The following is a 25,860-nucleotide window of genomic DNA, read 5'->3' on the forward strand; positions in this document are numbered from 1 at the left end:
CCTCGGTCCACCCACATTTTTTCAAGCATCCTCGGAAGGGACACACGATGGCGGTCCAGAACTACCTCGCCGTGATCAAGGTCGTCGGCATCGGCGGAGGCGGCGTCAACGCCGTCAACCGCATGATCGAGGTGGGGCTCAAGGGAGTCGAGTTCATCGCGATCAACACCGACGCTCAGGCGCTCCTGATGAGCGATGCCGACGTCAAGCTCGACGTCGGCCGTGACTCCACCCGCGGGCTCGGCGCCGGAGCCAACCCGGAGATCGGCAAGCGCGCCGCCGAGGATCATGCCGAGGAGATCGAGGCGGCTATCAAGGGTGCCGACATGGTCTTCGTGACCGCAGGCGAAGGCGGTGGCACCGGCACAGGTGGCGCACCCGTCGTGGCCCGGATCGCCCGCTCGCTCGGAGCCCTGACGATCGGTGTCGTCACGCGCCCGTTCAAGTTCGAGGGCCGCAACCGTTCCAATCAGGCCGATCACGGCATCCAGGCGCTGCGCGACGAGGTCGACACGCTGATCGTGATCCCCAACGACCGGCTGCTCTCGATCAGCGATCCCAATGTCAGCCTGCTCGACTCGTTCCGTCAGGCCGATCAGGTCCTGCACCAGGGCGTCTCCGGCATCACCGACCTGATCACGACACCGGGTCTGATCAACCTCGACTTCGCCGACGTCAAGTCGGTCATGTCCGATGCCGGCTCGGCTCTCATGGGTATCGGCTCGGCTCGCGGCGAACACCGCGCGGCGGTCGCAGCCGAGAGCGCAGTGTCCAGCCCGCTGCTGGAAGCGTCGATCGAGGGCGCCCGTGGCGTGCTGCTGTCGATTGCAGGCGGCTCCGATCTCGGTCTGTTCGAGATCAACGAGGCTGCCGGGCTCGTCGCCGATGCTGTGCACCCCGAGGCCAACATCATCTTCGGTGCGGTGATCGACGACGCGCTCGGTGACGAGGTCCGAGTCACGGTCATCGCTGCCGGTTTCGACGGCGGTGAGCCGATGTTGCGTGATGCCACCAAGCCCGCATTGCTCCGCGACAGCCAGTCGACCCACGCCGCTTCCTCGCAGTCCGCGTCGACGCCGCCGCCGGTCGCCAGTGAGCCGCCGCCGACCGCGACGACCTACCTGGCGCCCGATCCGTTCCTCGACGGCCAGAACCCGCCCCCCGAAGACGGTGCCGGAAACTCCACGATTCCGGCCGAGCCGCTGCCCACGACGTACGGCGACGATCTCGACGTACCGGACTTCCTGCGCTGAGTGTTCTGGCACAGGGCAGTATCGGGGCCGATCGCATGTGCGTTCACTGACCGGCTCGGAGGAACCAGCGACGGTCCTTGGGGTTCGCTGAACCTCGGGACGTCCAATGGCGATGATCCGAACCGGGTCGCCGACAATCTCGCGCGGGTCGCCGAGGCGGCAGGCGTCGAACGTCTCGTCCGGATGACCCAGGTGCACGGCGCATCCGTTGCCTGGGTCGAAGACCTCGCCGATGGCCAGATCCCAGTGGCCGATGTACTGCTTTCGGCCACCCCTGGTGTGGGAGTGCTGGTTCGGGTCGCGGACTGCACGCCGATCGTGATCGCGGCAGCCGCGGAGTCGATGGTCGCGGTCGTGCATTGCGGCCGAGAGGGCCTGCTGGCGGGAGTCGTCGCATCCGCGGTTGCCGAACTGAGGGGACGCGGAGCCACCGCGCTGGAGGCATGGGTCGGACCGCGAGCCTGTGGGCGGTGCTATGAACTGCCGCAAGACATGGCTGACGCGGTTGCCGCCGTCGTTCCAGAGACGCGCTCGATCACGAGTTGGGGCACACCCGCGGTCGACGTGGGAGCCGGGGTGCTGGCACAGCTTGCCGCGCTCGACGTACATGCGAACGATCTGGCGGCAGATATGTGCACGATCGAGGACGAGCAATGGTTCTCCTATCGGCGTCAGGGCCAAGACTCCGGGCGCTTCGGAGCCGTGGCGGTGATCCGATGAGTCGCCGTGAGGAGTTGGCAACGAACCTTGCCGAGACCGAAGAGCGGATCGAGGCCGCGTGCGTGGCCTCCGGCCGTTCGCGCAGTGACCTCACGTTGATCGTCGTGACCAAGACCTATCCGGCATCCGATGTCGAGCTGTTGGCCGACCTTGGCGTCACGGAGGTGGGGGAGAACCGTCACCCCGAGGCCGGTGACAAGGCTCACGCGGTCGAGGCCGCGGTCCGCTGGCACTTCTTGGGCGGTCTGCAGACCAATAAGGCCGGCGCCGTTGCGCGCTATGCGGATCTCGTCCACAGCGTCGACCGGATCAAACTGGTCAACTCGTTGGAGCGTGGCGCACAGGCGGCCGAGCGCGAACTGACATGTCTGGTCCAAGTCGATTTCGACACGACCGATCCTGGGCGGGCGGGCGCGGTTCCGGGCGAAATCGGTGCTGTTGCAGAGGCAATAGCGTCGGCTTCGGCCCTGCGACTCGGGGGACTGATGACCGTGGCCCCGCTGGGCGAAGACCCGCGACCGCACTTCGATCACCTCGCGCGACTCTCGGCGAAGCTGCGCCAGGACCACCCGGAAGCGTCGATCATCTCAGCCGGGATGAGTGGCGATTTCTCGGACGCCATCACAGCCGGCGCGACACACCTTCGTATCGGGCGGCAGGTGCTCGGTGAGAGGGCTTCCAGCAGGTAATCTCGACATTGTCACACCCGACTCAGACACACGGAGCAATCATGGCTGGCGCAATGCGTAAAGTCGGCGAGTACCTCGGCCTCGTTGAGCAGGCTGATTTCGACGACGAGTTCGACGAGGACTACGAGACCGCTGAAGCGGCTCCCCGCCAGACCCGTCAGCCTGCTGTCGTGCGCCCGGCTCCTGTGGCCAATATTGACGAGCGTCGTCGCCCCGAGGCCCAGCGCCCCGAGCGTCGTGCCTCGAATGCGTCTGATCTGGCCCGTATCGAGACCGTGACCCCTCGTACATACAACGATGCCCGCACGGTCGGTGAGCACTACCGCTCCGGCGTGCCGGTCATCATGAATCTCTCCGAGATCGACGATGACGACGCCAAGCGTCTGGTCGATTTCGCCGCGGGTCTGGTCTTCGCCGTTCACGGTTCGATCAACCGCGTGACCGCCAAGGTCTTCTTGCTGTCGCCCGAGAACATCTCGGTGACCGACGAGGACAAGCAGCGTATTGCTGCTGGCGGATTCTTCAACCAGAGCTGAGATATGACTTCTGCCCGTATAGGTCAGGTCCTCGACCTGATCCTCGTTCTCGCGCTCGTGATCTTGATAGCGCGGTTCGTTCTGGACTGGGTCCAATTGCTGGCCCGCAACTGGCGTCCGCGCGGATTCGTCCTTATCTTGTGCGAAGTGCTGTACTCCATCACGGACCCGCCGTTGCGCGCGGTCCGTAAGATCCTGCCGCCGCTGCGCCTGGGGCAGATCATGCTCGACCTTTCGCCGATGATCCTGATCATCGGCATCTATCTTCTTCGCCTGCTCGTCGCAAATATCTTTTACTGACCGTTATCCCGGCCTAGCGTGGTGACAACCATGTCTTGGCATCGGGATGCCTGTGGCAGAAGATCAGGCCGAGCGAGTACGGTGGAGGCTCAGAGTCCCCAAGACTAATTCCCAACCCCGAGGTGTACTCATGCCACTGACGCCAGAGGACGTGCGTAACAAGCGATTTACGCCAGTCCGTCTTCGCGAAGGCTATGACATGGGCGAAGTTGACCAGTTTCTCGACGAGGTGGAGGCCGAACTCGAGCGTCTCACGGTCGAGAACGAAGAACTTCGCGCCAAGGTAGCTGCCGTATCGACCGGTGAACCGACCGGACTGATCCCGGCTCTTTCGTCGTCGACGCCCGCCCAGCAGACACCGCCGACCCCGGCCGTCCAGGAGCCTGTGCAGGCAGCTGCGCCGACTCCGGCTCCGGCCCCGGAGCCGACGCCCAAGCCCGAGCCCACACCGGCTCCCGTCGTGGCTGCGACTCCCGCCCCCGAGCGTCCCCGGCCCACGATGGGCGACGCATCCTCGGCTGCCGCCCGTCTGCTCGAGATCGCTTCGAACAATGCCGACCAGCTCATGGACGCAGCCAAGGAAGAGGCCGACCGCATCGTCGGTGAGGCCAAGACCAAGGCTGAGCGTCTGACCAACGAAGCACGTGGCAAGGCCGACCGACTCGAGACCGACGCTCGCATCCGCGCGCAGAAGCTCGACGAGGAGACCAACGAGCGTCGCACGCAGGCTGTCGCGACGATCGAGCGTGACCGGTACGAGATCCAGCGTGAGGTCGAGCACCTGCGGGCCTACGAACGTGAGTACCGGGCCCGGCTCAAGAACTACTTCCAGAGCCAGCTCGACCAGCTCGCGGCGAATGAGAGCACGACCGGCTCGACGCCGGTCCAGACACCGGCAGATGCGGCTCCGCGCCGTCTCCGCTCGCTGTTGGGCGACGACGAGAACTTCTGAGTCACTCGAGCACCAAGAACGGCCCGTCTCCTCGGAGACGGGCCGTTCTTGCCTTCCCGCGTCGGTTTACCACGGTCCCGCGGCAAGTTGGCTCCGCCCGCGGGAAGCTTTCCGGGGGAGGACGATGTTTACTGCGGGAAGTTGACTGTGCGCGGATCATCAACGCGGGCGGAGTTCGTCTCCCTGCAGCAAACCGGCTCTGCCCCCAGGAAGTTCCCTGGGGGCAGAGCCGGTTTACCACGGGACCGTGGTAAACCGGCACCAGCCGGGGGCTAGGCCTTGGTGATCGTGAACGCCAGACCGAGATCGGCGTCGGTGAAGGTGTGGTCGGCAGCAGCAGTCGCGATGGTGGTGGCGAGCACCTCATCGGCGATCAGAGTCTCGTGTGCCGTCAGGGCTTCCGCCATCGCGCCATCGGCCTGCCATGACAACGCGATGCGGTCGCTGACGTCGAGGCCCGATGACTTGCGTGCCTCCTGGATGACGCGGATGGCTTCACGAGCCAGCCCGGCGCGGCGCAGATCGTCATCGAGTTCGAGATCGAGCGCGACGGTCTCGCCCTGATCGTTGACGACCGACCAGCCTTCGCGCGGGTGCTCGGCGATGATGACGTCGTCGGGGCCGACGCTGATCGTCTCGCCGTCGAGCTCGATCGTCGTGGTGCCTGACGTCGACAGTTCGGTTGCCAGGCGCCCGGCGTCGGCAGCGGCGATCGCACCGGCCACCTGTGGGGTCTGCTTGCCGAACCGCTTGCCGAGGTTGCGGAAGTTGCCCTTGGCCGAATGGTCGACCAAGTCTCCGGTGGTCTCGAAGGACTCCAGCGAACGGACGTTGAGCTCTTCGGCGATCTCGGCGCGCAGCTCGGCGCTCAGCAGCGCATAGGCCTGCGATCCGACGACGGCCCGGCGCAGCGGCTGGCGGGTCTTGGCTTTGGCCTCGGCGCGGGCCGCGCGGCCCAGTTCGACGACGCGACGGGCCAGACGCATCTGCGCATCGAGCTTGTCGTCGACCAGCGAGGCGTCCGCCTTCGGCCACGTCGCGAGGTGCACCGAGCGGGGCAGCTCGTCGGAGGTCGCGGCGAACAGATCCTGCCAGACCCGTTCGGTGATGAACGGGGTCAGCGGTGCCATGACGAGCGTGACGAGGTGAAGAGTCTCGTGCAGCGTCGCCAGCGCCGACGGGTCGCCGGCCCAGAAACGGCGTCGCGAGCGACGGACGTACCAGTTCGACAGCAGATCGATGTACGAAGCGATGACCGATCCGGCGCGCTGGGTGTCGAACTCTTCGAGCGCGTCGGTGACCTGCTGGGTCAGCCGGTGCGCCTCACCGAGGATCCAGCGGTCCATGGCGGGACGATCCGCGAAGACGGGGGCCGCGGACGCCGGCGTCCAGTCGTTCGCGCCGGCGTACAGCACGTGGAACGCCGTAGTGTTCCAGTACGTCAGCAAAACCTTGCGGACGATCTCGCTCAGCGCATTGTGACCGATGCGGCGAGGCGCCCAGGGTGAGCCGGAGCACGCCATGAACCAGCGCAGCGCGTCGGCTCCGTGCTCGTCCATGAGCGGCATGGGCAGCAAGATATTGCCCAGGTGCTTGCTCATCTTCTTGCCGTCTTCGGCCAGGATGTGGCCCAGACACACGACGTTCTCGTACGAACTCTGATCGAACACGAGCGTGCCGACCGCCATGAGCGAGTAGAACCAGCCGCGGGTCTGGTCGATCGCCTCGCAGATGTACTGCGCGGGATAGGCCTGCTCGAACTTCTCGGCCGAGCCCTCGACATGCGGGTAGCCGTGCTGGGCGAACGGCATGGAGCCGGAGTCGAACCAGGCGTCGATGACGTCGGGAACCCGCCGGTACGTGCCGGATTCGCCGTCGATCTCGAAAGTCACATCATCGATGAACGGACGGTGCGGGTCGAGGTCCGACAGATCGCGGCCGGCCAGTTTGGAGAGCTCGGCAAGCGACTCGATGCACACGAGCTTGGCCGGATCCTCGTCATTGCGCCAGATCGGCAGCGGAGTGCCCCAGTAGCGGCTACGTGACAGCGACCAGTCGATGTTGTTGGTCAGCCAGTCGCCGTAGCGGCCGTTCTTGATCGTCTCGGGGAACCAGTTGGTGTCGGCGTTCTCGGCCAGCAGCCGGTCTTTGATCGCGGTCGTGCGGATGTACCAGGCAGGCAGCGCGTAGTACATCAACGGTGTGTGGCAGCGCCAGCAGTGCGGGTAGGAGTGCTCGTAGGCCAGCTCATGGAACATCAGGCCACGCGCGGTCAGGTCGTCGGCCAGCGCGCGGTCTGCGGTCTTGAAGAACACTCCGCCGACCAGCGGCACATCGTCCTCGAAGTGACCGTCGGGCCGGATCGGGTTGACGACCGGGAGGTCGTACGCCTTGCAGACCGTCATGTCGTCGGCACCGAACGCGGGAGCCTGATGGACCAGACCCGTGCCGTCCTCGGCAGTGACGTAGTCGGCCAGCACGACAAAGTGCGCAGGCCGATCGAACTCGACCAGTTCGAATGGACGCTGATACGTCCAGCGCTCCATGTCGCTGCCGCTGAACTTCTCGCCCGTGACCGTCCAGCCCTCGCCGAGCGCTTTGGCGACCAGCGGCTCGGCCACCAGCAGCGTCTCGTCTCCGTCGGTGGCCAGCACATACGTGAACTCGGGATTGACCGCGACGGCGGTGTTCGAGACCAGCGTCCAGGGAGTCGTGGTCCAGACCAGCATCGACGCGCGACCGGCCAGCGGTCCCGAGGTCAGGGGGAAGCGGACATACACCGACGGATCGGTGATGGTCTCGTAGCCTTGCGCAAGTTCGTGGTCGGACAGCGTCGTGCCACAGCGGGGGCAGTAGGGCGCGACCCGGTAGTCCTCGGCCAGCAACCCCTTCTTGAAGATCGTCGACAGCGCCCACCACACACTCTCGACGTAGGCCGGCTCCATCGTCCGGTAGGGATTGGCCATATCGACCCAATAGCCCATCCGGTCGGTCATCTCTTCGAAGAGATCGGTGTTGCGCACGACGGCTTCACGGCACTTGGCGTTGAACTCGGCAATGCCGAAGGCCTCGATGTCGAGCTTGCCGTTGAACCCGAGCTCCTTCTCGACCGCGATCTCGACCGGCAGACCGTGGCAATCCCAGCCCGCCTTGCGGTCGACGTGATAGCCCTGCATGGTCTTGAACCGCGGGAAGACGTCCTTGAAGACGCGCGCCTCGACGTGGTGCGTTCCGGGGGTCCCGTTAGCCGTCGGCGGGCCTTCGTAGAACGTCCAGCGCGGCGCGTCGGACGGTGTGTCGAGGCTGGCGGCGAAGGTGCCCTGATCGGCCCAGAGGTCGAGAATCTCGCGCTCCAGCACCGGTAGATCGATGTGGGCGGGAACGGGGCGATAGGACGCGTGCGAAGTCACACATTCAATTCTACGGGTGAGCGACGACGGCGTTGCGGCGGTGCGAGTTGTCTTTGCTCAATCTGGGGTCTAATCTCCACGCATGCCAAACACCAAGCTCGCAGTACGAGCCGATGAGACGCCCTGGACCGCTGCCGAGGCCAAGGAAGTGCGGGCCGAGCTGGAAGCCGACCTCGTCCGCTTGCGCAGTGAGCTCGACCAGTCCGCCCGTGAATTGCAGGATCTGCTCCGTGACGGAGTCGACGGCGCCGGCAACGATCAGGCCGATGTAGGCTCCAAGGGCCTCGAACGTGACGCCGAGATGTCGCTGGCGGCCAATCAGCGCGAACTGCTGCTGCAGACCGAAAAGGCACTCGATCGCCTCGACAAGGGCAGCTACGGCCAGTGCGAGGTCTGCGGTGAGGCGATCGGCAAGAATCGTCTGATGGCGTTCCCGCGTGCGACACTGTGCATGACATGCAAGCAGCGCGAGGAGCGTCGCTGAGCCCTGGCGGCGACCACGGCGCGACCACACGGACCTACGTACGACTCTTCGCAGTCGTGACGGTGCTGGTGTTCGCCCTCGACCAGGTGACCAAGGTCATCGCGGTCGAGAAGCTTCAGGGCCGTGAGTCGATCGAGATCATCCCGGGTGTGCTGTCGCTGACATTCCTGCGCAATGCGGGTGCGGCGCTGAGCACAGGTGCGGGGTTCACCCTGGTGCTGAGCCTGATCGCGATCGCGGTCTGCGTCGGCGTCATCCGGGCCGCGTCCAGGTTGCGCGACAAGGGCTGGGCCATCGGTCTCGCGCTGTTGCTCGCCGGTGCGCTCGGCAACCTGGCCGATCGGATCTTCCGGGAGCCCTCGCCATTGAAGGGGCACGTGGTCGACTTCATCGACTACGGCGTCTTCGTCGGCAATGTCGCCGACATCGCGCTCACGTTTGCTGCTGTCATCATCGTCTGGCGCTCCTGGCGGGGCATCAACCTGGACGGCACCCGTGAGGAGAAGGCGTGACGACTGAGACTGAGCTGGAACACAAGGTCATCCAGGTTCCCGAGGGCCTCGCGGGGGAGCGGGTCGACAGCGCGTTGGCCAGGCTGCTGGGCCTGTCCCGCACGCGCGCCAGTGAGCTCGTCGCCGAGGGACTCGTCACACTCGACGGTGCGGTCCCGGCCAAGTCCGATCGAGTCCTGCCAGGCTCGCTTCTCGAAGCCTCGATCCCCGCCCCACGACGTGCCGTGGTTGTCGCCACGGAGGTCGAGGGTATGCGGCTGGTCTTCCAAGACGACGATTTCGTCGTCGTCGACAAGCCTGTCGGCGTGGCCGCGCATCCCAGCGTCGGCTGGTACGGGCCGACGGTGCTCGACCACCTCGCCGGCGTCGGAATCCGCATCTCGACGTCGGGTGCTCCCGAACGCCGAGGAATCGTGCATCGACTCGATGTCGGCACGAGCGGTCTGATGGCCGTGGCGAAGTCCGAACACGCCTACACGGTCCTCAAGCAGGCCTTTCGCGATCGCACCGTGGAGAAGACGTATCACGCGCTCGTGCAGGGACATCCCGATCCGCACACCGGCACGATCGACGCGCCGATCGCCCGTCATCCGAAACATGATTTCAAGTTCACGGTCAAGGACGGCGGCCGCGACAGCATCACGCACTACGACACGCTCGAGGCCCACCGTTTCGCGAGCCTGCTGACGATCAAACTCGAGACGGGGCGCACGCATCAGATCCGCGTCCACATGAGTGCCGTGCACCATCCGTGCGTCGGCGATCTGATGTACGGCGCCGATCCGACCCTCGCCAAGCGGGTTGGCCTCGACCGGCAGTGGCTGCATGCCAAGGGGCTCGCGTTCACGCACCCGCGTTCGGGTGAGTGGGTCGAATTCAGCTCCGAGTACCCCGACGATCTGGTCCATGCCCTCGAGGTCGTCCGCGCCGCCGACTAACCCTCGCGAGTCACTGAGTTACCGGCCGCGAGTCACTGAGTTACCGGCCGCGAGTCACTGGATTCTCGACAACGGTTACTCCGTGACTCGCGGGCCGTGACGGAGCGACTCATGAGCGGTGGTCCGGGGGAGGGCTGACACCGACGGGATGGAAGAATGGCGCGCATGAGTCCTGTCGTGCGCCAGTCCGAGAAGTTGAGGGATGTCCTCTACGACATCCGTGGACCCGTCAGCGCCCGAGCAGCCGCCCTGGAGGCGGAGGGTCATCGGATCCTGAAGCTCAACATCGGCGATCCGCAGCCATTCGGATTCCTGGCTCCCGACGAGATCCTGCAGGACGTCATCGCGGCGCTGCCGACGTCGGCCGGCTATTCCGAGTCGCGCGGCATCCTGCCGGCGCGCCGTGCCGTGGTGCATCACTATCAGCTCCAAGAAGGCTTCCCGACGATCGACATCGACGATGTCTGGATCGGCAACGGAGTCTCCGAGCTGATCCAGGTCGCGCTGCAGGCGTTGCTCAACAACGGCGACGAGGTGCTGATCCCGATCCCGGACTATCCGCTGTGGACGGCCGTGACCAACCTCGCCGGCGGTGTGCCGGTGCACTACCTGTGCGACGAGGAGAACGACTGGAACCCTGATCTGGCGGATCTGGAGTCCAAGATCACCGACCGCACCAAGGTCATCGTGGTCATCAACCCGAATAATCCGTCCGGCGCCGTCTACTCACGCTCGACCCTGGTCGGTATCGCCGAGCTGGCCCGTAAGCACAATCTGGTGCTGATGGCCGATGAGATCTACGACAAGATCCTGTATGACGATGCGGTCCACATCCCGATGGCCACAGTCGCACCCGATCTGCTGACCTTGACGTTCAACGGCCTGTCGAAGGCCTACCGGGTCGCCGGCTTCCGGGCCGGCTGGATGGTCGCGACGGGCCCGCTGGAGCGCGCTCGTGACTATCTCGAAGGCATCACGCTGCTGGCGTCCATGCGGCTGTGCCCCAATGTGCCCGCGCAGAGTGCGATCCAGGTGGCCCTGGGCGGATATCAGTCGATCAACGAGCTGATCCTGCCCGGAGGACGCCTCCTCGAACAGCGCGACACCGTGGTGTGGGAGCTGGAGAAGATCCCCGGCGTCTCTGTCGTCAAGCCCAGCGGAGGGTTGTATGCCTTCCCCAAGCTCGATCCCGAGGTGTATCCGATCAAGGACGATCAGCAGCTCGTCCTCGATCTTTTGCTGCAGGAGAAGATCCTGCTGACCCAGGGCACGGGCTTCAACTGGCCGCACCATGATCACCTGCGCATCGTGATGTTGCCGTGGGCCCGGGACCTCTCTGACGCGATCCAGCGACTCGGCAATTTCCTGAGCACGTACGAACAGGTGTAGCCGCGTTCTTGTTCTTCTGGGTCTTTCTTTCTGTCGGGGGTCGCTGACAGTCTGGACCCATGACTGACATGATCCGGGCAACCGGGCTGACGAAGAGATACAAGGACGTGGAGGCCTTGGCGGGGCTCGACCTCACGGTGCCCGAGGGCAAGGTGCTGGGTTTGCTTGGGCCCAACGGTGCAGGCAAGACCACTGCCGTGCGAATCTTGGCCACCTTGTTGAAGGCCGACGGCGGGCACGCCGAGGTGGCCGGAATCGATGTCGCGAAGGACCCCGACGGTGTTCGCGCGCGTATCGGGCTGTCGGGCCAATATGCGGCTGTCGACGAGCACCTGACGGGCTTTGAGAACCTCCAGATGGTCGGCCGGCTCTACGGAATGCGCAAATCGCAGGCTTCTGCGCGCGCTCGCGATCTGCTGGAGGGATTCGGACTCAGCGACGCGGGCGACCGGCCGTCCAAGACGTACTCGGGCGGCATGCGGCGCCGACTCGACCTGGCCGGCGCGCTCGTGGCGGAGCCGCCCGTGCTGATCCTCGACGAACCGACCACGGGCCTGGATGTCCGCAGCCGTCAGCAGATGTGGACCGTGATCAAGGGTCTCGTGTCATCCGGCTCGACGGTGCTGCTGACCACGCAGTATCTCGAGGAGGCTGATCTGCTCGCCGACGACATCGTCGTGATCGATCACGGTAGAGCGATCGCCCGTGGCACATCCGACGAGCTCAAGGCACAGACCGGTGGAGAACGCATCGAGTTGGTGCTGGTCGATGCCATCAGGCGTGACGATGCTGTGCGCATTCTCGCCGAGGTGTCGATCGGCGAGGTGCAGATCGGCGACAACGACCGTGAGCTGACAGCTGCGGTCAAGGGCGGCGTGCCTCAGTTGCGCACGGTCTTGCAAGAACTGGAGACGGCCGATATCGACGTGCTCGACATCGGCGTGCGCCGGCCGACACTCGACGATGTGTTCTTGTCACTGACCGGCCGCGCTGCAGAAGACGCCGCCGAGACCGAAGAGGTGGCCTCATGACGAGCCTGACCCGCCACGCGACCGACGGATGGGTCGTGGCCAAACGCAATCTGATCAAGATCGTCCGGGTGCCGGAGATCTTGGTGTTCGTGCTGATCTCGCCGATCATGTTCGTGCTGCTGTTCGCGTACGTCTTCGGTGGCGCGATCGACCCCGGAGACGGGGTCAACTACCGCGAGTTCCTGATCGGCGGCATCTTCGCCCAGACCGTGGTCTTCGGCGCCACATTCACCGGCGCCGGTTTGGCCGAGGACATGCAAAAGGGCATCATCGACCGGTTCAGATCGCTGCCGATGTCCCGTTCGGCGGTGCTGGTCGGCCGGACGACCTCCGACATCGTCTACAACGTGTTGTCGCTGATCATCATGGCGCTGACGGGTCTGCTGGTCGGCTGGCGGATGCGCGAGGGCGTACTCGACGCGCTGACCGGTTTCCTGCTGCTCCTGCTGTTCGCCTACGCGATCAGCTGGGTCATGGCCTGGGTCGGTCTGATCGTGCCCAGTGTCGAGGTCATCAACAATGCCTCGTTCATCGTCATCATGCCGTTGACATTCGTGTCCAACGCGTTCGTCCCGCTCGATTCGTTCCCGAGTGCGCTGCGCAAGGTCGTCGAATGGAATCCGGTGTCCGCAGTCACCCAGGCCACGCGTGAACTGTTCGGCAACACCGGCGGCAAGGTGCCCGATTCAGATGCCTGGTCGATCCAGAATCCGGTGGCTTACACGCTGATCTGGGTCGTCATCATCCTGGTCGTGTTCGTGCCGCTGTCGATCCGCCAGTATCGGCTTGCCAGCAGCCGCTGACCTCTACTTGCCGGTTTTCTTGCGAGCGGCGAACGCGGCGGCCTCATCGAGTCGGAATGCAGTGATCCGGCCGATGAGGTCGACCGGCAGCGGCTCGTCGAGCGGGAATCGGATTGCCGACTTCGAGGTCTTGTAGGCCGCGAGCTCTTCGTCGAACGCCGCGAAGGCGCCCGCGGTCGGGAAGAAGTTGAGCGAGGTGTGTTCGGTATAGCCGGAGAACTGGACGATCACCACGCCGTGCTGCTTGTACGCCGGGATGTTGTAACTGATGGTCTCTTCGGCGTCAGGCAGGGTGGCCCTGATGACTCGGCGCATCTCGATCAGCCGCGGCTCGACATCGTAGGTCGCGGCTTCGATGAACTCGTCGACAGTCGTGAACGTGCGCTTCTCGTCATCTGGGTGATCGGCCATCAGTCCAGTATCCGCGACCGGTTTTTCTTCCCGGACGGCGGGACGACACCAGCTCAGTGGCGGTTCTCGTCGTACCCCTCGACTAGGCTGTAGACCTTCGCCCACACCGCGCCGAGGAGGCCCTTGTTCGATGTCGAGTGACTCGTCCTTCGCGCATCTGCACGTCCACACTGAGTACTCGATGCTCGACGGTGCCGCCTTGCTCGACGGTCTTTTCGAGCGCACCGCCGAGCTGAAAATGCCGGCTATCGCGATGACCGATCACGGCAACCTGCACGGCGCCTACGACTTCTACAGCAAGGCCAAGGCCCACGGCGTCAAGCCGATCATCGGCATGGAGGCCTATCTCACGCCCAACATCCCGCGCACCGAGAAGAAGGCTGTGCTCTGGAACAAGGGCGCTCGCGACGCTGACGTCGCGGGCCGTGGTGCCTACACCCACATGACGTTGCTGTCCGAGACGACCGAGGGCATGCACAATCTGTTCCGGATCGGCTCGTACGCGAGCCTCGAAGGCCAATACCGCAAGCCTCGCGCCGACCGTGACTTGCTGCAGCGCTACGGCAAGGGTCTGATCGCAACGACCGGCTGCCCGTCCGGTGAGATCCAGACCTGGCTGCGCATCGGCAATTACGAGAAGGCCCGGGCCTCGGCGGCCGAGTTCCAAGACATCTTCGGTAAAGAGAACTTCTTCCTCGAACTCATGGACCATGGGCTCGAGATCGAGCGCACCGTGCGCGAGGGGCTGCTGCGGCTCAAAGACGATCTCGGTCTGCCGCCGATCGCGACCAACGACTCGCACTACACGAGCCCCGAAGATGCCGAGGCGCACTCGGCCCTGCTGTGCGTCCAATCCGGCTCGACGCTGACCGACCCCAACCGGTTCAAGTTCGACTCCAATGACTTCTACATCAAGTCCGCCGCCGAGATGCGCGATCTGTGGGAAGACCGGTTCGACCTCAAAGAGGCCTGCGACAACACCCTGCTGATCGCCGAGCGCTGCAATGTCGAGTTCACCGATTCCAACGGTGGCTACATGGCCCGCGCCGACGTACCCGAAGGCGAGACCGAGGAATCCTGGTTCGTCAAGGAGGTCTGGCGGGGAGTCGAGAGCCGGTATCCGGGCGACAAGATGACCGACGAGGTCAGAGCCCGCACCAACATGGAGCTCGACGTCGTCCGCACCAAGGGCTATTGCGGCTACTACCTGGTGGTCGCCGACTTCATCAACTGGGCCAAGGACAACGGCATCCGGGTCGGGCCCGGTCGCGGATCCGGCGCCGGCTCGATCGCGGCGTATGCCCTGCGCATCACCGACATCTGCCCGTTGACCCACGGCCTGATCTTCGAGCGCTTCCTCAACCCCGAGCGCCCCTCCATGCCCGACTTCGACATCGACTTCGACGAGCGTCGTCGCGCCGAGGTCATCCGCTACGTCAGCAACAAGTACGGCGAGGAGCGGGTCGCGATGATCGCGACGTTCGGCCGGCTCAAGTCCAAAGCCGCGATCAAGGACGCCGCGCGCGTCATGGACTACCCCTTCTCGCACGGTGAGCGCATCACCAAGGCCTTGCCGGCCGACATCATGGGCAAAGGCGTCCCGCTGAAGAGCCTGTTCGACAAGGAGCACAAGCGCTACGGCGACGCGGCCGACTTCCGCAAGCTGCACGACGAGGACGCCGACGTTCGCAAGATCTACCAGACCGCGCTGGGTCTCGAGGGCCAGATCCGCCAGTGGGGCGTGCACGCGGCCGGCGTCATCATGTCGAGCGATCCCCTGATCGACATCGTGCCGATCATGAAGCGCGAGCAAGATGGCGCGATCATCACCCAGTTCGACTATCCGATGTGCGAGGCGCTCGGGCTGGTCAAGATGGACTTCTTGGGTCTGCGAAACCTCACAGTTCTCGACGATGCCCTGATCAACATCAAGCGCAACCGGGGTATCGACCTGGTCCTCGAAGATCTCGATTTCGAAGATCTGCCGACGTACGACCTGTTGGCCCGCGGGGACACGCTCGGCGTCTTCCAGCTCGATGGCGGCCCGATGCGCGCGCTGTTGCGCAGTATGAAGCCCGATAAGTTCGAGGACATCTCGGCTGTCGGTGCCCTCTATCGTCCAGGTCCCATGGGCGCGGATTCGCACAACAAGTACGCCCGGCGCAAGAACGGCCGAGAGCCGATCGACCCGATCCATCCTGAGCTCGCCGAACCTCTCGAGCGTGTGCTGGGGGAGACTTACGGTCTGATCGTGTACCAAGAGCAGGTCATGGAGATCGCTCAGGTACTGGCCGGCTTCTCGCTCGGTCAAGCCGATAACCTGCGGCGCGCGATGGGCAAGAAGAAGAAGTCCGAGCTCGACAAGCAGTACGCAGGTTTCCAGCAGGGCATGCTCGATCGCGGCTATTCACAGAAGGCCATCACAACGCTGTGGGACATCCTGCTGCCGTTCTCGGACTACGCCTTCAACAAGGCGCACTCGGCCGCCTACGGTGTCATCTCGTACTGGACGGCCTATCTCAAGGCCAACTACCCAGCCGAGTACATGGCAGCACTGCTGACGAGCACGCGCGTCGACAAGGACAAGTCCGCGATCTATCTGAACGAGTGCCGGCGCATGGGCATCAAGGTGCTGCCTCCCGACGTCAATGAGTCGGTGTCCAACTTCGCTTCCGTGGGGCCAGATATCCGTTTCGGTCTCGGCGCGATCCGCAATATCGGCGAGAACGTCGTCGCGGGCATCGTGGAGGGCCGTACCACGAGCGGGGCGTACGAGGACTTCAACGACTTCCTCGACAAGGTGCCGACCCAGGTCTGCAATAAACGTGTTCTCGATTCTTTGATCAAGGCCGGCGCCTTCGATTCGATGAATCACCGCAGGAGGGCTTTGACGACGGTGGCCGAAGAGGCCGTCGACAAGTACATCGACCTCAAGCGCCAGGCGGCGATAGGTCAAGATTCCCTGTTCGGCGGGATGGACGACGCTTTCACCGGCGGCGGGGTCGAGGTTCCCGAGTCTTTGCCCGAGTGGGAGAAGACCCAGCTGCTGGCGTTCGAGCGCGACATGCTCGGGCTCTACGTGTCGGACCACCCTCTGCAGGGTCTCGAGCACGTCCTGCGGGCGAGCAGCGACTGCACAGTCGGTGATCTGCTGACCAATACCGAGCTGCCCGACGGCAGCACGATCCGGATCTGCGGCCTCATCACAGGTGTGCAACGGCGGATGAGCAAGAAGGGCGATCCGTGGGCGTCGATCACGATCGAAGACCTCGAAGGCGGTATCGAGGTCATGGTGTTCCCGGGTGCCTATCAGTTGGCGATGCCGGTCCTGGTGCCCGACACGATCGTCGTGGTCAAGGGACGTCTGCGCCGCAAGGATGACGGCGTCGAGCTGAACGCGCTCGAAGTCACGATGCCCGCGATGGGATCGGGCGGTCCCGATCGTCCGCTCGTCGTGACGCTCCCGGTGTCGCGGTGCACGAGCGACACGATCGGGACGTTCAAGCAAGTGCTGTCGACCCATCCGGGCATGTCGGAGGTCCACCTGCGTCTCGTCGGCAATGAATCGACCAAGGTCATGCGGCTCGATGACAAGCTGCGTGTGGCACAGTCGTCGTCACTGATCGCCGACCTCAAAGAATTGCTGGGACCCCATTGTCTGTCGTGAGACAAGAATCAGTCGTGAGTGTGCGACGCCAGGTCGCGTTGGCGTCGATCGGGGTCCTCGCCATGGGGCTCGTGGCAGGTCTGATCTGGCTGTGGCTGGCAGAGCCCGCGCAGTGGGTGGTTCGCGATAATGGCATCGCGCTGACAGAAGGTGCGGCCAAGGGGCAATTCTCGGTTATCGTCCTGTTCGTCGGGATCGGCGTACTCGGCTCGCTCCTGGCCGGCATCGGCATCGGCTGGACGCTGCAAGAGCTGGGTTGGCCGATCACCCCGTTGGTCATCGTGCTGACGACGCTCGCGGCGATCCTCGCCTGGCGAATCGGAGTCGAGCTCGGGCCATCCGATCCGGCGACCGTGGGCGGCGCCGTCGGCGACAAGATCTCGGCGCCGCTCGAAGTCGACGCGCTGGCGCCATTCCTGGTCTGGCCGATCGCCGGGCTGGCCGGGGTCGTTCTCGCGATCTGTCTGGACCGTCGGCACCTCCCCGAGGTCTGAGCCGACTACCGGGCGATCCGCGCCACAACCGCCTGGGTCAGCTGCACCAGGTCGGTCGGATGCAGTTCTGCTTCGAGTCCGCGTCGCCCGCCGGATACGAAGACCGTCGGCCATTGAACGGCCGACTTGTCGATCACGGTCCGGTGCGATTTCTTCTGCCCGATCGGCGAGATCCCACCGATGACATATCCGGTCGCGCGTTGGGCTTGTCCGGTATCGGCCATCTGGGCCCGTTTGCCGCCGAGCGCGTCGGCCAGTGCCTTGAGGTCGAGCGAGCCCATGACGGGGACGACACCGACACACAATTCGCCGTCAATCAGCGCCATCAGCGTCTTGAAAACGCGTCCGGGCTCGACTCCGAGCGCTCGTGCCGCCTCCATGCCGAACGAGTCGGCACGCGGGTCATGGACGTACGAGTGCGAGAGGAACGGGACATTCGCCCGATGGAGCGCGATGAATGCGGGTGTCGCGTCGGTGGGCTTGTTGTTGGCGGCCACAAGGCCACGGTAGCCCGTCCGTAGACTTGCTGTCGTGATAAGACGACTTGACCTGCGCGAACTCAACCCAGCTGCCGCCGAAGCTTCCGTGGTCTACGCCGCGGCGGTGCCGCGTGCCGAGGTCGATGTCGAGCATGCGCTGGCCGCCGTCAGGCCGATCTGTGAGGACGTTCGCGCGCGCGGCACAGTCGCCGTGCTCGATGCAGGGGAGCGGTTCGACCGGGTCCGTCCCGCCCAACTTCGGGTTCCGGCCGAGGCGCTGGCCGATGCGCTGAACGATCTCGACAAAGACATCTTGGCCGGGCTGGAAGAGTCGATCAGGCGGCTGCGTCAGACCTGCGAGGCCGAGCTGGAAGATTCGCTGACGACTGAGGTCGCGCCCGGCGCGAGGGTCGAGCGGCGGATCGTGCCGATGCAGCGAGTTGGGCTGTACGTTCCCGGCGGGCTGGCACCGCTGGTCAGCACTGTCATCATGAACGCCGTCCCGGCGCAGGTCGCAGGTGTGCCCGGTATCGCTTTGGCGAGTCCGCCTCAGGCGGAGTTCGGTGGGCTTCCGCATCCCACGATCTTGGCGGCGTGCGCCTTGCTGGGGATCGAGGAGGTGTACGCCGCCGGTGGCGCCCAGGCATTGGCGATGTTCGCCTACGGCGCGGCGTCAGAAGACGGAGTCGATTGCCGCCCGGTCAATCTGATCACCGGGCCGGGCAATATCTATGTCGCAGCAGCCAAGAGGTATCTGCAGGGAACTGTCAGCATCGACGCCGAAGCGGGTCCGACCGAGATCGCGATCATCGCCGACGACACGGCCGACGCTGCCTTCGTCGCGTCCGATCTGATCAGTCAGGCCGAACATGATCCGATGGCGGCCAGCGTGCTGATCACCGACAGCGAGGCTCTGGCAGCGGCCGTCGAGGCCGAGCTGATCAGCCAGGTTCCATCTGCCAAACACGCTGACCGGATTCGCACGGCGCTTGAAGGCACCCAGTCGGCGACATTGCTGGTGCGCGACATCGATCAAGCCATCGACGTGGCCAATGGCTATGCCGCCGAACACCTTGAGATCCAGACCGCCGACTCCTCGGCGGTCGCTGCCCGCATCGTCAACGCCGGAGCAGTCTTCGTCGGGTCGTTCACGCCCGTTTCTCTCGGCGACTATGCCGCCGGATCGAATCACGTATTGCCGACCGCGGGCTGTGCCTGCCACTCATCCGGTCTGTCGGTGCGTGCGTTCTGTAAGAACATGCATGTCGTGACGTACGACGAAGCGGCCCTGCGTGACGTCGGCGATCACGTCGTGACGCTGGCTGAGGCAGAGAATCTGCCATCGCACGGCGCCGCTGTGTCGATCAGGATGGATCGCTGATGCCGATTCCTTCCTGGGTCCCGATCCGCGAGGACCTGCGTGGCTTCGAGCCCTACGGGGCTCCTCAGATCTCCGATGTCATCAATCTCAATGTCAACGAGAATCCGTATGCCCCTAGCGCTGCGGTTGCCGCTGACATCGCCGAGTCGGTGCGTCTTGCCGCAACGAGTCTCAACCGCTATCCCGATCGCGAGGCCGGCGAATTGCGGGCCGGTCTTGCCGCCTACCTCGGCCACGGGCTGTCCGGCGATCAGGTGTGGGCGGCGAACGGTTCGAACGAGGTCATGCTGCACATCCTGCAGGCCTTCGGCGGCCCGGGACGGACCGCGCTGTCGTTCGCCCCGACGTACTCGATGTATCCCGAGTACGCCCGCGACACTCACACTCGCTGGGTGATCGGACAGCGCGAGGACGACTTCACGGTCGACCTCGAACGGGCACTGGCACTGATCGCGGCCGAGAAGCCAGACGTCGTCTTGCTGACGTCGCCCAATAATCCGACCGGCACGGCGTTGCCACTCGAAACAATCCGGGCGATTGCCGAAGCCGCCCCGGGCGTCGTGGTCGTCGACGAGGCCTATGCCGAATTCCGTCGTGAGGGCACACCGAGTGCACTCGATGTGCTCGCGGAGTTTCCGCGGATGCTGGTCTCGCGCACCATGAGCAAGGCGTTCGCGCTGGCCGGTGGGCGGCTGGGCTATGTTGCCGCCGACGCGGGGATCATCGATGCACTGCGGATCGTCCGGCTGCCGTACCACTTGTCGGCTGTTGCCCAGGCGACGGCGACGGCTGCTTTGCGTCACGCCGACGAACTCCTGGCCCGGGTGGACGAGTTGCGGAGCACCCGCGACGAACTCGCGGCCTGGCTGCAGGAGCAGGGATATGACGTCGCAGAATCCGACGCCAACTTCGTGCTGTTCGGAAAGTTCGCCGACCGACACGCGATCTGGCAGGGCCTTGTCGACCGCGGAGTGCTCATACGGGAGACTGGTCCCGATCAATGGTTGCGTGTCTCCGTGGGTACGCCGGCCGAAATGCAAGCCTTCTATGGCGCTTTGAAAGAGGTAGTCGCGACATGAGCCGTACGTCACGCATCGAGCGGAAGACCTCTGAGTCCCATGTCCTGGTCGAGGTCAATCTCGACGGGACCGGCACGAACGACATCTCGACCGGCGTGGGCTTCTATGACCACATGCTGACGGCGTTCTCGCGTCACTCGTTGATCGATCTGACGGTCAAGACCGAGGGCGATCTGCACATTGACGCTCACCACACGGTCGAGGACACCGCGATCTGCCTGGGGCAGGCACTCCGTGAGGCTCTGGGTGACAAGGTCGGCATCAAACGGTACGGCGACGCGCTCGTCCCGCTCGACGAGTCACTGGCCCAGGCCGTCGTCGACGTCTCAGGCCGCCCGTACTTCGTGCACAGCGGCGAACCCGAGCGTCAGATCACCGCGATCATCGGCGGCCAGTACTCCGGTTCCTTGACCGCGCATGTGCTGGAGTCGATCGCGCACCACGCCGCGATGACAATGCACGTCAAACTCATCGAGGGGCGCGATCCGCACCACATCGCCGAGGCCCAGTTCAAGGCGGTTGCCCGGGCGTTGCGCGATGCGATCGCGATCGACCCGCGTGAGTCAGGCATCCCCAGCACCAAGGGCGCTTTGTGACGACAAGCTCTGCGACCCGACCCCGGGTCGTTGTTCTCGACTACGGTTCTGGCAATGTCCGCTCGGCCGCTCGCGCGGTCGAGCGGGCCGGTGCCGACGTCGAACTCACCAGCGACCCTCGCAAGGTTGCCGATGCAGACGGTCTTTTGGTGCCGGGCGTGGGCGCTTTCGAAGCCTGCATGCGCGGCCTGCAAGCGGTCGACGGGGTCCGGCTCGTCGAACGACGTCTGATCGCCTCCAGGCCGGTGCTGGGCATCTGCGTCGGTATGCAGATCCTGTTCGGCGAGGGCATCGAGCATGGTGTGCGTGCCGAAGGCTGCGGCGAATGGCCGGGCGTGATCGAGCGCCTGCAGGCTCCCATTGTTCCGCACATGGGCTGGAACACCGTCGACGCTGTCGACGGCTCGCGGATGTTCGCCGGCATCGAGGACGAACGGTTCTACTTCGTGCACTCGTACGGCCTGCGGGACTGGGTTCTGAGCCGTCCACCTGCGTTGCCCGCGGCACAGGTGACCTGGACTGAGTACGGCGGCGACAAGTTCGTCTCGGCGGTCGAAGACGGTCCGCTGTGGGCGACCCAGTTCCACCCTGAGAAGTCCGCCGATGCCGGACGCCAACTGCTGCAGAACTGGCTCGCGACGCTCTGATCGAGGTGGATCAGAGCGTCGCGACGAACGGATCGGCTGCGGTTCCGGTGGGGAAATTGCCAACAACGCTGCGAATCTTGAGCGATTTCGGCTTCTTGATACAGGAGCGGGGGATCGTGAAGGACAGTCGCCCGCTCTTGCCGGCCTTGCGGCTCAACTTGGCGCTGCAGAGCTCTTTGCTGTACGAGCTGTTGTAGACAGACACGCGTTTGTTCGACCCGAAATTGGCGACGTTGTAGATCTTCTTCGAGCCTCTGGCCCGGAGCTCGCTCTGCAACATGACCGGGCTCTTGGCCAGGTTGGCGAATCGAATCGTGACCTTGAGCGACTTCTTGCCGTGTTTGACGGTGCTGCTAGTGACGTCCACTCCCGATGCGATGCTGTCTGCTCGGTTCAGAACCGTCCCCACGTCGTCATTTTCGACATCTTCGAAATGCACGACGTCGGCGCGCTTGTCCTTGATCGTGGTCGACTGTGCCGAAGCCGTCACGGCCGTGCCGGCCACAAGCGCAGTGGCGGCGATGCCGCCAGCGATCAGATGAGTGATGGTGCGCATATGCATGTCTTTCATGTTGTCAGTTGGCCTTGAGCCACTTGGTGAAGGTCGTTGACCTGACCTTGGACGACGAGATCGACTCGTCATGGATGGTGACGTCCGCACGCGAAGGGTCGCCGACGAACCCGTACACGCCGGTCTGGACCTTGATGCGCTTGGGCTTCTTGAAACAGGAGTTGGCGATCCGGTAGGTGACAGTTCCTCGGACACCGTTCTTGCGTGTCAGATCGCCACTGCATAGGTACTTGGAATAGTTGCGGTTGTAGACCGCGACCCGGTTCTTGGAGCCGTCGCTGATGATCTGATAGCTGGGCCAAGTTTTCTTGCCTTTGACCCGGATGCCGCCGTAGACCTGGATCGTCCCTGTGGTCAGGTCGGCGAATCGCATCGTCACCTTGAGCGTCTTTTTGCCGTACTTCACGCTCGCACTTGTCGCGTCGAGACCTGCGGCGATGCTGTCAGCACGGTTGAGCACCGTGCCGTCGTCGTCGGCGTATCCGTCGTATTGCACGACGTCGGCGCGCTTGTCCTTGATCGTGGTGGACTGTGCCGAAGCTGTCACGGCGGTGCCGGCGAGAAGTGCCGTCGCTGCGAGACTGCCGGCGACCATATGCGTGAGAGTTCGCATCAGCTGGCCTTCAGCCAGCCGGTGGCCTTTGGCCTGCGGATTGCGGACGGCGAGATGGGGTCTTCGTACATCGTGAAGTTCTCGTCATCGAATTCGATCAAACGGCCCAATCCGACCTCGACCTTGATGGCTTTGGGCTTCTTGAGACACGAGCGGGCGACGCTGAACGCGATGGTGCCCTTCTTGCCGGCCTTCTTGGTCTGCTTGCCGGTGCACAGTCGCTTCATATTGCTCAAGTTGAAGACGCCGACTTTCTTCTTGCTGATGCTGTAGATGACGTACTTGGGGGTCTTCTTACCCTTGAGACGAATCGTTGCGTAGGCGGAGATCTCCTGGCTGGTCAGTTCGGCGACGCGGATCGTGACCTTCAGGCTCTTTTTGCTGTGTTTCACCGTCGCACTCGTGGCGTCGATACCGCTGGCGAGACTGTCAGCGCGATTGAGGACCGTGCCATTGCCTCCGATTTCCTCGATCCCGTCGTATTGCACGACGTCGGCTCGTTTGTCCGTGATTTTGTCGGACTGGGCCACGGCCGTGACGGCGGTGCCGGTCAGCACGGCAATGGTGGCAAGGCCGCTGATGGCCAAGTGTGTGATGGTGCGCATGTGACAGATTGTAACCCGCGCGCAGGCCGCTCACGGGCGAATGACAGTTGCGTCACCGGTCTCAGATGGCGTCGAGAATCGCCGCCGCCAGTGCTTCCGGCTCGGTGAACTGCGGCCAGTGGCCCGTGGGCAGCTCGACGATCGTGACATCGGTGATCTTCGGCAGTTCGGCGAAGTATTCCTCGCCCGCATCGCGATACGACGTAATTTGGTCGAGCGTGAACGTGGTCGAGATCAGCGTGATCGGAACCGAGTATCGTCCCTTGCCAGCGCTCAACACCTGAGGATCGCGCGCGGCAGCCACTGGATGCGGCACGGCGCGTTCCCGGAACTCGCCGAGCTGCTCTTGGCTGAATCCGTCGAGATCGTGGGAGCCGTCTGCGCGGAACACATCCCAGTCGGGTAGGGGCAGATCGGCGCCGTCGGCCGGCAGATTCGGATTGGTCGCCACGCCGTGCGGGAGCGGTCCGCTGTCGACGTAGATCGCGCGGGCAATACGATCTGGCCGTTGATCGACCACGGCGTGGATCACGGTGCCACCTCCGCTGTGACCAACCAGAACCACCGGACCATCGGCGGCGTCGACCAGCGCCACGACTGCTGCGACGTGATCGGCCAAGCCGATTCCCGACCGGTCGGTCTCGACGGACTCGAGTCCGGGCAACGTGACGGGTGTGACGTCGTGACCGGCGGCCAGGAGCGCGGGCGTCACCTGCTGCCACGACCAGGAGCCGAGCCAAAAACCGGGAACGAGGATGAGATTCATACCGCCCACGGTAGACACGGCCACCGACAGATAACATCACGTCGTGACTCTTGAACTTCTGCCCGCTGTCGACGTCGCCGATGGACAGGCCGTGCGCCTGGTCCAAGGAGCGCTCGGTAGTGAGACCTCCTATGGCTCCCCGCTCGACGCCGCCTTGCAATGGCAAGCCGATGGGGCCGAATGGATCCACCTCGTCGATCTCGATGCGGCCTTCGGCAAGGGCTCCAATCGCGAGCTGCTCGCCGATGTCATCGGCCGTCTCGACGTCAAGGTCGAGCTGTCAGGCGGCATTCGCGACGATGCTTCGCTGGAGGCGGCGCTGGCGACCGGCTGCACACGCGTCAACCTTGGCACAGCGGCGATCGAGAATCCCGACTGGTGCGCCAAGGTCGTTGGCCAGTACGGCGATCAGATCGCGGTGGGCCTCGACGTACGCGGCACGACGCTGGCTGCCCGTGGCTGGACCGAGGACGGCGGCGACCTGTTCGAGACCCTGGCGCGCCTGGATCGCGACGGCTGCGCCCGCTACGTCGTCACCGACGTGACCAAGGACGGCACGCTGACCGGGCCCAACCTCGACCTGTTGCGTCAGGTGTGCGCCGTGACCGATAAGCCCGTCGTCGCCTCGGGCGGCGTGTCGAGCCTGCAGGACCTGCGTGACATCGCGACGCTTGCCGACCTCGGCGTCGAAGGGTCCATCATCGGCAAGGCGTTGTACGCCGGTGCGTTCACCCTGCCCGAAGCCCTCGCCGCGGTACGCGAGGTCTGAACCCATGGCGTCGGGCGCGGAGATCTGGTCGGGCTTCTCGGCCGATCCTCGCGAGCCGGACGCTGCGCTGCTCAGGGCGACCGATGCCGACCGCGATCATGCCGTCACGGTGCTGCGCGACGCCTATGCCGACGGCAGGCTGACCCGCGACGAGTTCGAGGCACGGAGTGCCGATGTCCTGGGCACCCGCCTCGTGGGCGGGCTTGCAGCGTTGCTGACCGACCTGGTCGTGGCGACCCCCGCCCCGGTCGTGAGGCAGGCGGCCAACCGTTCCAGCCTGCAGGTCCAGGCGGTGACCCAGTACCAGCGCGATCTGCGCGACGCCCGCAATGGGTGGATCTTCGTGTCCGGGCTGTGCGTGGCGATCTGGGGTGCCACGAGTATCGCGAGCGGCGGGCTGTTGTTCTTCTGGCCGATCTTCCCGAGCCTCGGCGTGGGGATCGGCTACTTCTCGATGCGGCTGAACCGCGAGTCGCGGATCGAGGCGATCGAGGACAAGATCGCTGCCAAGCGTCGTCGTCGGCGCGGGCTGGGATAGGACGTCGGTCACATCAGGACCTGACTACGCGGGAATGCGTTAAGGTCCGTTCTTGAGTCACGGAAATCGTGACTTGCTGTAACCAGTTGCACTCGTGCTGGGGGAAGTCGGTGAGAATCCGGCGCTGTCCCGCAACCGTGTGTGGCGTGAGCGATCGCGCCACGAGTCGGAGTACCTGTCACGAGGGTGTCTGGCCAAGTCCTGCCGCGGAAAGCGGGACATGGCCG

General features: G+C 64.6%; 27 protein-coding genes and 1 riboswitch. Of the genes, 20 read left to right on the top strand and 7 right to left on the bottom strand.

Going from position 1 to position 25,860, the window contains the following annotated elements:
• Nucleotides 1–47 precede the first annotated feature (47 nt).
• The 6 genes from ftsZ to ACXJKC_RS17990 all read left to right on the top strand — a co-directional run bounded on the left by ftsZ (nt 48) and on the right by ACXJKC_RS17990 (nt 4,450).
• Nucleotides 48–1,253 (top strand): cell division protein FtsZ, encoded by a 1,206-nt coding sequence (ftsZ, locus tag ACXJKC_RS17965; protein ID WP_456698109.1) that lies wholly within the window; start codon nt 48–50, stop codon nt 1,251–1,253.
• Nucleotides 1,254–1,973: a polyphenol oxidase family protein gene (locus ACXJKC_RS17970; RefSeq protein ID WP_456698110.1), complete on the top strand. Its 720-nt coding sequence runs from the start codon at nt 1,254–1,256 to the stop codon at nt 1,971–1,973.
• Nucleotides 1,970–2,662 carry a YggS family pyridoxal phosphate-dependent enzyme gene (locus ACXJKC_RS17975; RefSeq protein ID WP_456698111.1) on the top strand — a complete coding sequence of 231 codons (693 nt, stop codon included), beginning with the start codon at nt 1,970–1,972 and terminating at the stop codon, nt 2,660–2,662. Before ACXJKC_RS17970 ends, ACXJKC_RS17975 begins: the two co-directional genes overlap by 4 nt.
• 41 nt (nt 2,663–2,703) lie before the next feature.
• On the top strand, nt 2,704–3,198 hold the full coding sequence (locus ACXJKC_RS17980) for a cell division protein SepF (RefSeq protein ID WP_456698112.1): 495 nt from the start codon (nt 2,704–2,706) through the stop codon (nt 3,196–3,198).
• A 3-nt stretch (nt 3,199–3,201) separates the two neighbouring features.
• A complete protein-coding gene (locus ACXJKC_RS17985; RefSeq protein WP_456698113.1) occupies nt 3,202–3,498 on the top strand; it encodes a YggT family protein in 297 nt (98 codons plus the stop codon).
• A 130-nt stretch (nt 3,499–3,628) separates the two neighbouring features.
• A complete protein-coding gene (locus ACXJKC_RS17990; RefSeq protein WP_456698114.1) occupies nt 3,629–4,450 on the top strand; it encodes a DivIVA domain-containing protein in 822 nt (273 codons plus the stop codon).
• A gap of 272 nt (nt 4,451–4,722) precedes the next feature.
• Here ACXJKC_RS17990 and ileS read toward each other — a convergent pair whose 3' ends face one another.
• On the bottom strand, nt 4,723–7,860 hold the full coding sequence (gene ileS / locus ACXJKC_RS17995; protein WP_456698115.1) for an isoleucine--tRNA ligase: 3,138 nt from the start codon (nt 7,858–7,860) through the stop codon (nt 4,723–4,725).
• Nucleotides 7,861–7,942: 82 nt separating this feature from the next.
• On the opposite strand from ileS, the gene ACXJKC_RS18000 reads away from it, so the two are divergent.
• From ACXJKC_RS18000 to ACXJKC_RS18025, 6 genes are all read left to right on the top strand, one after another.
• The gene (locus ACXJKC_RS18000; protein WP_456698116.1) at nt 7,943–8,344 is read left to right on the top strand and encodes a TraR/DksA family transcriptional regulator; all 402 of its coding nucleotides are present in this window, start codon (nt 7,943–7,945) and stop codon (nt 8,342–8,344) included.
• On the top strand, nt 8,317–8,856 hold the full coding sequence (gene lspA, locus ACXJKC_RS18005) for a signal peptidase II (RefSeq protein ID WP_456698117.1): 540 nt from the start codon (nt 8,317–8,319) through the stop codon (nt 8,854–8,856). The genes ACXJKC_RS18000 and lspA overlap by 28 nt, the downstream gene beginning before the upstream one ends.
• Nucleotides 8,853–9,794 carry an RluA family pseudouridine synthase gene (locus tag ACXJKC_RS18010; protein ID WP_456698118.1) on the top strand — a complete coding sequence of 314 codons (942 nt, stop codon included), beginning with the start codon at nt 8,853–8,855 and terminating at the stop codon, nt 9,792–9,794. The genes lspA and ACXJKC_RS18010 overlap by 4 nt, the downstream gene beginning before the upstream one ends.
• Before the next feature lie 165 nt (nt 9,795–9,959).
• A complete protein-coding gene (locus ACXJKC_RS18015; RefSeq protein WP_456698119.1) occupies nt 9,960–11,183 on the top strand; it encodes a pyridoxal phosphate-dependent aminotransferase in 1,224 nt (407 codons plus the stop codon).
• Between the two features lie 59 nt (nt 11,184–11,242).
• Nucleotides 11,243–12,214 carry an ATP-binding cassette domain-containing protein gene (locus ACXJKC_RS18020; protein ID WP_456698120.1) on the top strand — a complete coding sequence of 324 codons (972 nt, stop codon included), beginning with the start codon at nt 11,243–11,245 and terminating at the stop codon, nt 12,212–12,214.
• Nucleotides 12,211–13,017 carry an ABC transporter permease gene (locus ACXJKC_RS18025; protein WP_456698121.1) on the top strand — a complete coding sequence of 269 codons (807 nt, stop codon included), beginning with the start codon at nt 12,211–12,213 and terminating at the stop codon, nt 13,015–13,017. Before ACXJKC_RS18020 ends, ACXJKC_RS18025 begins: the two co-directional genes overlap by 4 nt.
• Before the next feature lie 3 nt (nt 13,018–13,020).
• Here ACXJKC_RS18025 and ACXJKC_RS18030 read toward each other — a convergent pair whose 3' ends face one another.
• Entirely contained in the window at nt 13,021–13,428 is a 408-nt protein-coding gene (locus ACXJKC_RS18030) for an iron chaperone (RefSeq protein ID WP_456698122.1), read from the bottom strand.
• Nucleotides 13,429–13,558: 130 nt separating this feature from the next.
• Here ACXJKC_RS18030 and dnaE point away from each other — a divergent pair, with 130 nt between their 5' ends.
• Together dnaE and ACXJKC_RS18040 are read left to right on the top strand one after the other, a co-directional pair.
• Entirely contained in the window at nt 13,559–17,095 is a 3,537-nt protein-coding gene (gene dnaE / locus ACXJKC_RS18035; RefSeq protein ID WP_456698123.1) for a DNA polymerase III subunit alpha, read from the top strand.
• Nucleotides 17,096–17,109: 14 nt separating this feature from the next.
• Entirely contained in the window at nt 17,110–17,589 is a 480-nt protein-coding gene (locus ACXJKC_RS18040) for a hypothetical protein (RefSeq protein ID WP_456698124.1), read from the top strand.
• 5 nt (nt 17,590–17,594) lie between these two features.
• Here the strand turns inward: ACXJKC_RS18040 and ybaK are convergent, their stop codons facing one another.
• Nucleotides 17,595–18,086 carry a Cys-tRNA(Pro) deacylase gene (gene ybaK, locus ACXJKC_RS18045; protein ID WP_456698125.1) on the bottom strand — a complete coding sequence of 164 codons (492 nt, stop codon included), beginning with the start codon at nt 18,084–18,086 and terminating at the stop codon, nt 17,595–17,597.
• Nucleotides 18,087–18,138: 52 nt separating this feature from the next.
• Here ybaK and hisD point away from each other — a divergent pair, with 52 nt between their 5' ends.
• The 4 genes from hisD to hisH are packed head-to-tail and all read left to right on the top strand — an operon-like array spanning nt 18,139 to nt 21,771.
• On the top strand, nt 18,139–19,449 hold the full coding sequence (gene hisD, locus ACXJKC_RS18050; protein ID WP_456698195.1) for a histidinol dehydrogenase: 1,311 nt from the start codon (nt 18,139–18,141) through the stop codon (nt 19,447–19,449).
• Nucleotides 19,449–20,528, top strand: coding sequence for a histidinol-phosphate transaminase (locus ACXJKC_RS18055; protein ID WP_456698126.1), 1,080 nt, complete (start codon nt 19,449–19,451; stop codon nt 20,526–20,528). The genes hisD and ACXJKC_RS18055 overlap by 1 nt, the downstream gene beginning before the upstream one ends.
• Nucleotides 20,525–21,124 (top strand): imidazoleglycerol-phosphate dehydratase HisB, encoded by a 600-nt coding sequence (hisB, locus tag ACXJKC_RS18060; protein WP_456698127.1) that lies wholly within the window; start codon nt 20,525–20,527, stop codon nt 21,122–21,124. The genes ACXJKC_RS18055 and hisB overlap by 4 nt, the downstream gene beginning before the upstream one ends.
• Nucleotides 21,121–21,771, top strand: coding sequence for an imidazole glycerol phosphate synthase subunit HisH (gene hisH, locus ACXJKC_RS18065; protein WP_456698128.1), 651 nt, complete (start codon nt 21,121–21,123; stop codon nt 21,769–21,771). The genes hisB and hisH overlap by 4 nt, the downstream gene beginning before the upstream one ends.
• A gap of 10 nt (nt 21,772–21,781) precedes the next feature.
• Here hisH and ACXJKC_RS18070 read toward each other — a convergent pair whose 3' ends face one another.
• The 4 genes from ACXJKC_RS18070 to ACXJKC_RS18085 all read right to left on the bottom strand — a co-directional run bounded on the left by ACXJKC_RS18070 (nt 21,782) and on the right by ACXJKC_RS18085 (nt 24,326).
• Nucleotides 21,782–22,327 carry a hypothetical protein gene (locus ACXJKC_RS18070; RefSeq protein ID WP_456698129.1) on the bottom strand — a complete coding sequence of 182 codons (546 nt, stop codon included), beginning with the start codon at nt 22,325–22,327 and terminating at the stop codon, nt 21,782–21,784.
• A 19-nt stretch (nt 22,328–22,346) separates the two neighbouring features.
• Nucleotides 22,347–22,955 carry a hypothetical protein gene (locus ACXJKC_RS18075; RefSeq protein ID WP_456698130.1) on the bottom strand — a complete coding sequence of 203 codons (609 nt, stop codon included), beginning with the start codon at nt 22,953–22,955 and terminating at the stop codon, nt 22,347–22,349.
• A complete protein-coding gene (locus tag ACXJKC_RS18080) occupies nt 22,955–23,560 on the bottom strand; it encodes a hypothetical protein (protein WP_456698131.1) in 606 nt (201 codons plus the stop codon). The genes ACXJKC_RS18075 and ACXJKC_RS18080 overlap by 1 nt, the downstream gene beginning before the upstream one ends.
• Before the next feature lie 61 nt (nt 23,561–23,621).
• Nucleotides 23,622–24,326, bottom strand: coding sequence for an alpha/beta fold hydrolase (locus ACXJKC_RS18085; protein ID WP_456698132.1), 705 nt, complete (start codon nt 24,324–24,326; stop codon nt 23,622–23,624).
• 43 nt (nt 24,327–24,369) lie between these two features.
• Between ACXJKC_RS18085 and priA the strand changes: the two genes are divergently transcribed.
• Nucleotides 24,370–25,095, top strand: coding sequence for a bifunctional 1-(5-phosphoribosyl)-5-((5-phosphoribosylamino)methylideneamino)imidazole-4-carboxamide isomerase/phosphoribosylanthranilate isomerase PriA (gene priA, locus ACXJKC_RS18090; protein ID WP_456698133.1), 726 nt, complete (start codon nt 24,370–24,372; stop codon nt 25,093–25,095).
• Nucleotides 25,096–25,099: 4 nt separating this feature from the next.
• Nucleotides 25,100–25,633, top strand: a complete 534-nt coding sequence (locus tag ACXJKC_RS18095; protein ID WP_456698134.1) for a DUF1707 SHOCT-like domain-containing protein — start codon at nt 25,100–25,102, stop codon at nt 25,631–25,633.
• A 52-nt stretch (nt 25,634–25,685) separates the two neighbouring features.
• Nucleotides 25,686–25,830: riboswitch (cobalamin riboswitch) on the top strand.
• Nucleotides 25,831–25,860 lie beyond the last annotated feature (30 nt).

The organism is Aeromicrobium sp. P5_D10, assembly GCF_054049535.1.

Excerpts from the sequence above, each read along its gene's own strand:
- ftsZ (WP_456698109.1), top strand. The coding sequence starts at position 48 with ATGGCGGTCCAGAACTACCTCGCCGTGATCAAGGTCGTCGGCATCGGC.
- ACXJKC_RS17975 (WP_456698111.1), top strand. The coding sequence starts at position 1,970 with ATGAGTCGCCGTGAGGAGTTGGCAACGAACCTTGCCGAGACCGAAGAG.
- ACXJKC_RS17980 (WP_456698112.1), top strand. The coding sequence starts at position 2,704 with ATGGCTGGCGCAATGCGTAAAGTCGGCGAGTACCTCGGCCTCGTTGAG.
- ACXJKC_RS17985 (WP_456698113.1), top strand. The coding sequence starts at position 3,202 with ATGACTTCTGCCCGTATAGGTCAGGTCCTCGACCTGATCCTCGTTCTC.
- ACXJKC_RS17990 (WP_456698114.1), top strand. The coding sequence starts at position 3,629 with ATGCCACTGACGCCAGAGGACGTGCGTAACAAGCGATTTACGCCAGTC.
- ACXJKC_RS18000 (WP_456698116.1), top strand. The coding sequence starts at position 7,943 with ATGCCAAACACCAAGCTCGCAGTACGAGCCGATGAGACGCCCTGGACC.
- lspA (WP_456698117.1), top strand. The coding sequence starts at position 8,317 with ATGCAAGCAGCGCGAGGAGCGTCGCTGAGCCCTGGCGGCGACCACGGC.
- ACXJKC_RS18015 (WP_456698119.1), top strand. The coding sequence starts at position 9,960 with ATGAGTCCTGTCGTGCGCCAGTCCGAGAAGTTGAGGGATGTCCTCTAC.
- ACXJKC_RS18020 (WP_456698120.1), top strand. The coding sequence starts at position 11,243 with ATGACTGACATGATCCGGGCAACCGGGCTGACGAAGAGATACAAGGAC.
- ACXJKC_RS18025 (WP_456698121.1), top strand. The coding sequence starts at position 12,211 with ATGACGAGCCTGACCCGCCACGCGACCGACGGATGGGTCGTGGCCAAA.
- ACXJKC_RS18030 (WP_456698122.1), bottom strand. The coding sequence starts at position 13,428 with ATGGCCGATCACCCAGATGACGAGAAGCGCACGTTCACGACTGTCGAC.
- dnaE (WP_456698123.1), top strand. The coding sequence starts at position 13,559 with ATGTCGAGTGACTCGTCCTTCGCGCATCTGCACGTCCACACTGAGTAC.
- ACXJKC_RS18055 (WP_456698126.1), top strand. The coding sequence starts at position 19,449 with ATGCCGATTCCTTCCTGGGTCCCGATCCGCGAGGACCTGCGTGGCTTC.
- hisB (WP_456698127.1), top strand. The coding sequence starts at position 20,525 with ATGAGCCGTACGTCACGCATCGAGCGGAAGACCTCTGAGTCCCATGTC.
- ACXJKC_RS18070 (WP_456698129.1), bottom strand. The coding sequence starts at position 22,327 with ATGCGCACCATCACTCATCTGATCGCTGGCGGCATCGCCGCCACTGCG.
- ACXJKC_RS18075 (WP_456698130.1), bottom strand. The coding sequence starts at position 22,955 with ATGCGAACTCTCACGCATATGGTCGCCGGCAGTCTCGCAGCGACGGCA.
- ACXJKC_RS18080 (WP_456698131.1), bottom strand. The coding sequence starts at position 23,560 with ATGCGCACCATCACACACTTGGCCATCAGCGGCCTTGCCACCATTGCC.
- ACXJKC_RS18085 (WP_456698132.1), bottom strand. The coding sequence starts at position 24,326 with ATGAATCTCATCCTCGTTCCCGGTTTTTGGCTCGGCTCCTGGTCGTGG.
- ACXJKC_RS18095 (WP_456698134.1), top strand. The coding sequence starts at position 25,100 with ATGGCGTCGGGCGCGGAGATCTGGTCGGGCTTCTCGGCCGATCCTCGC.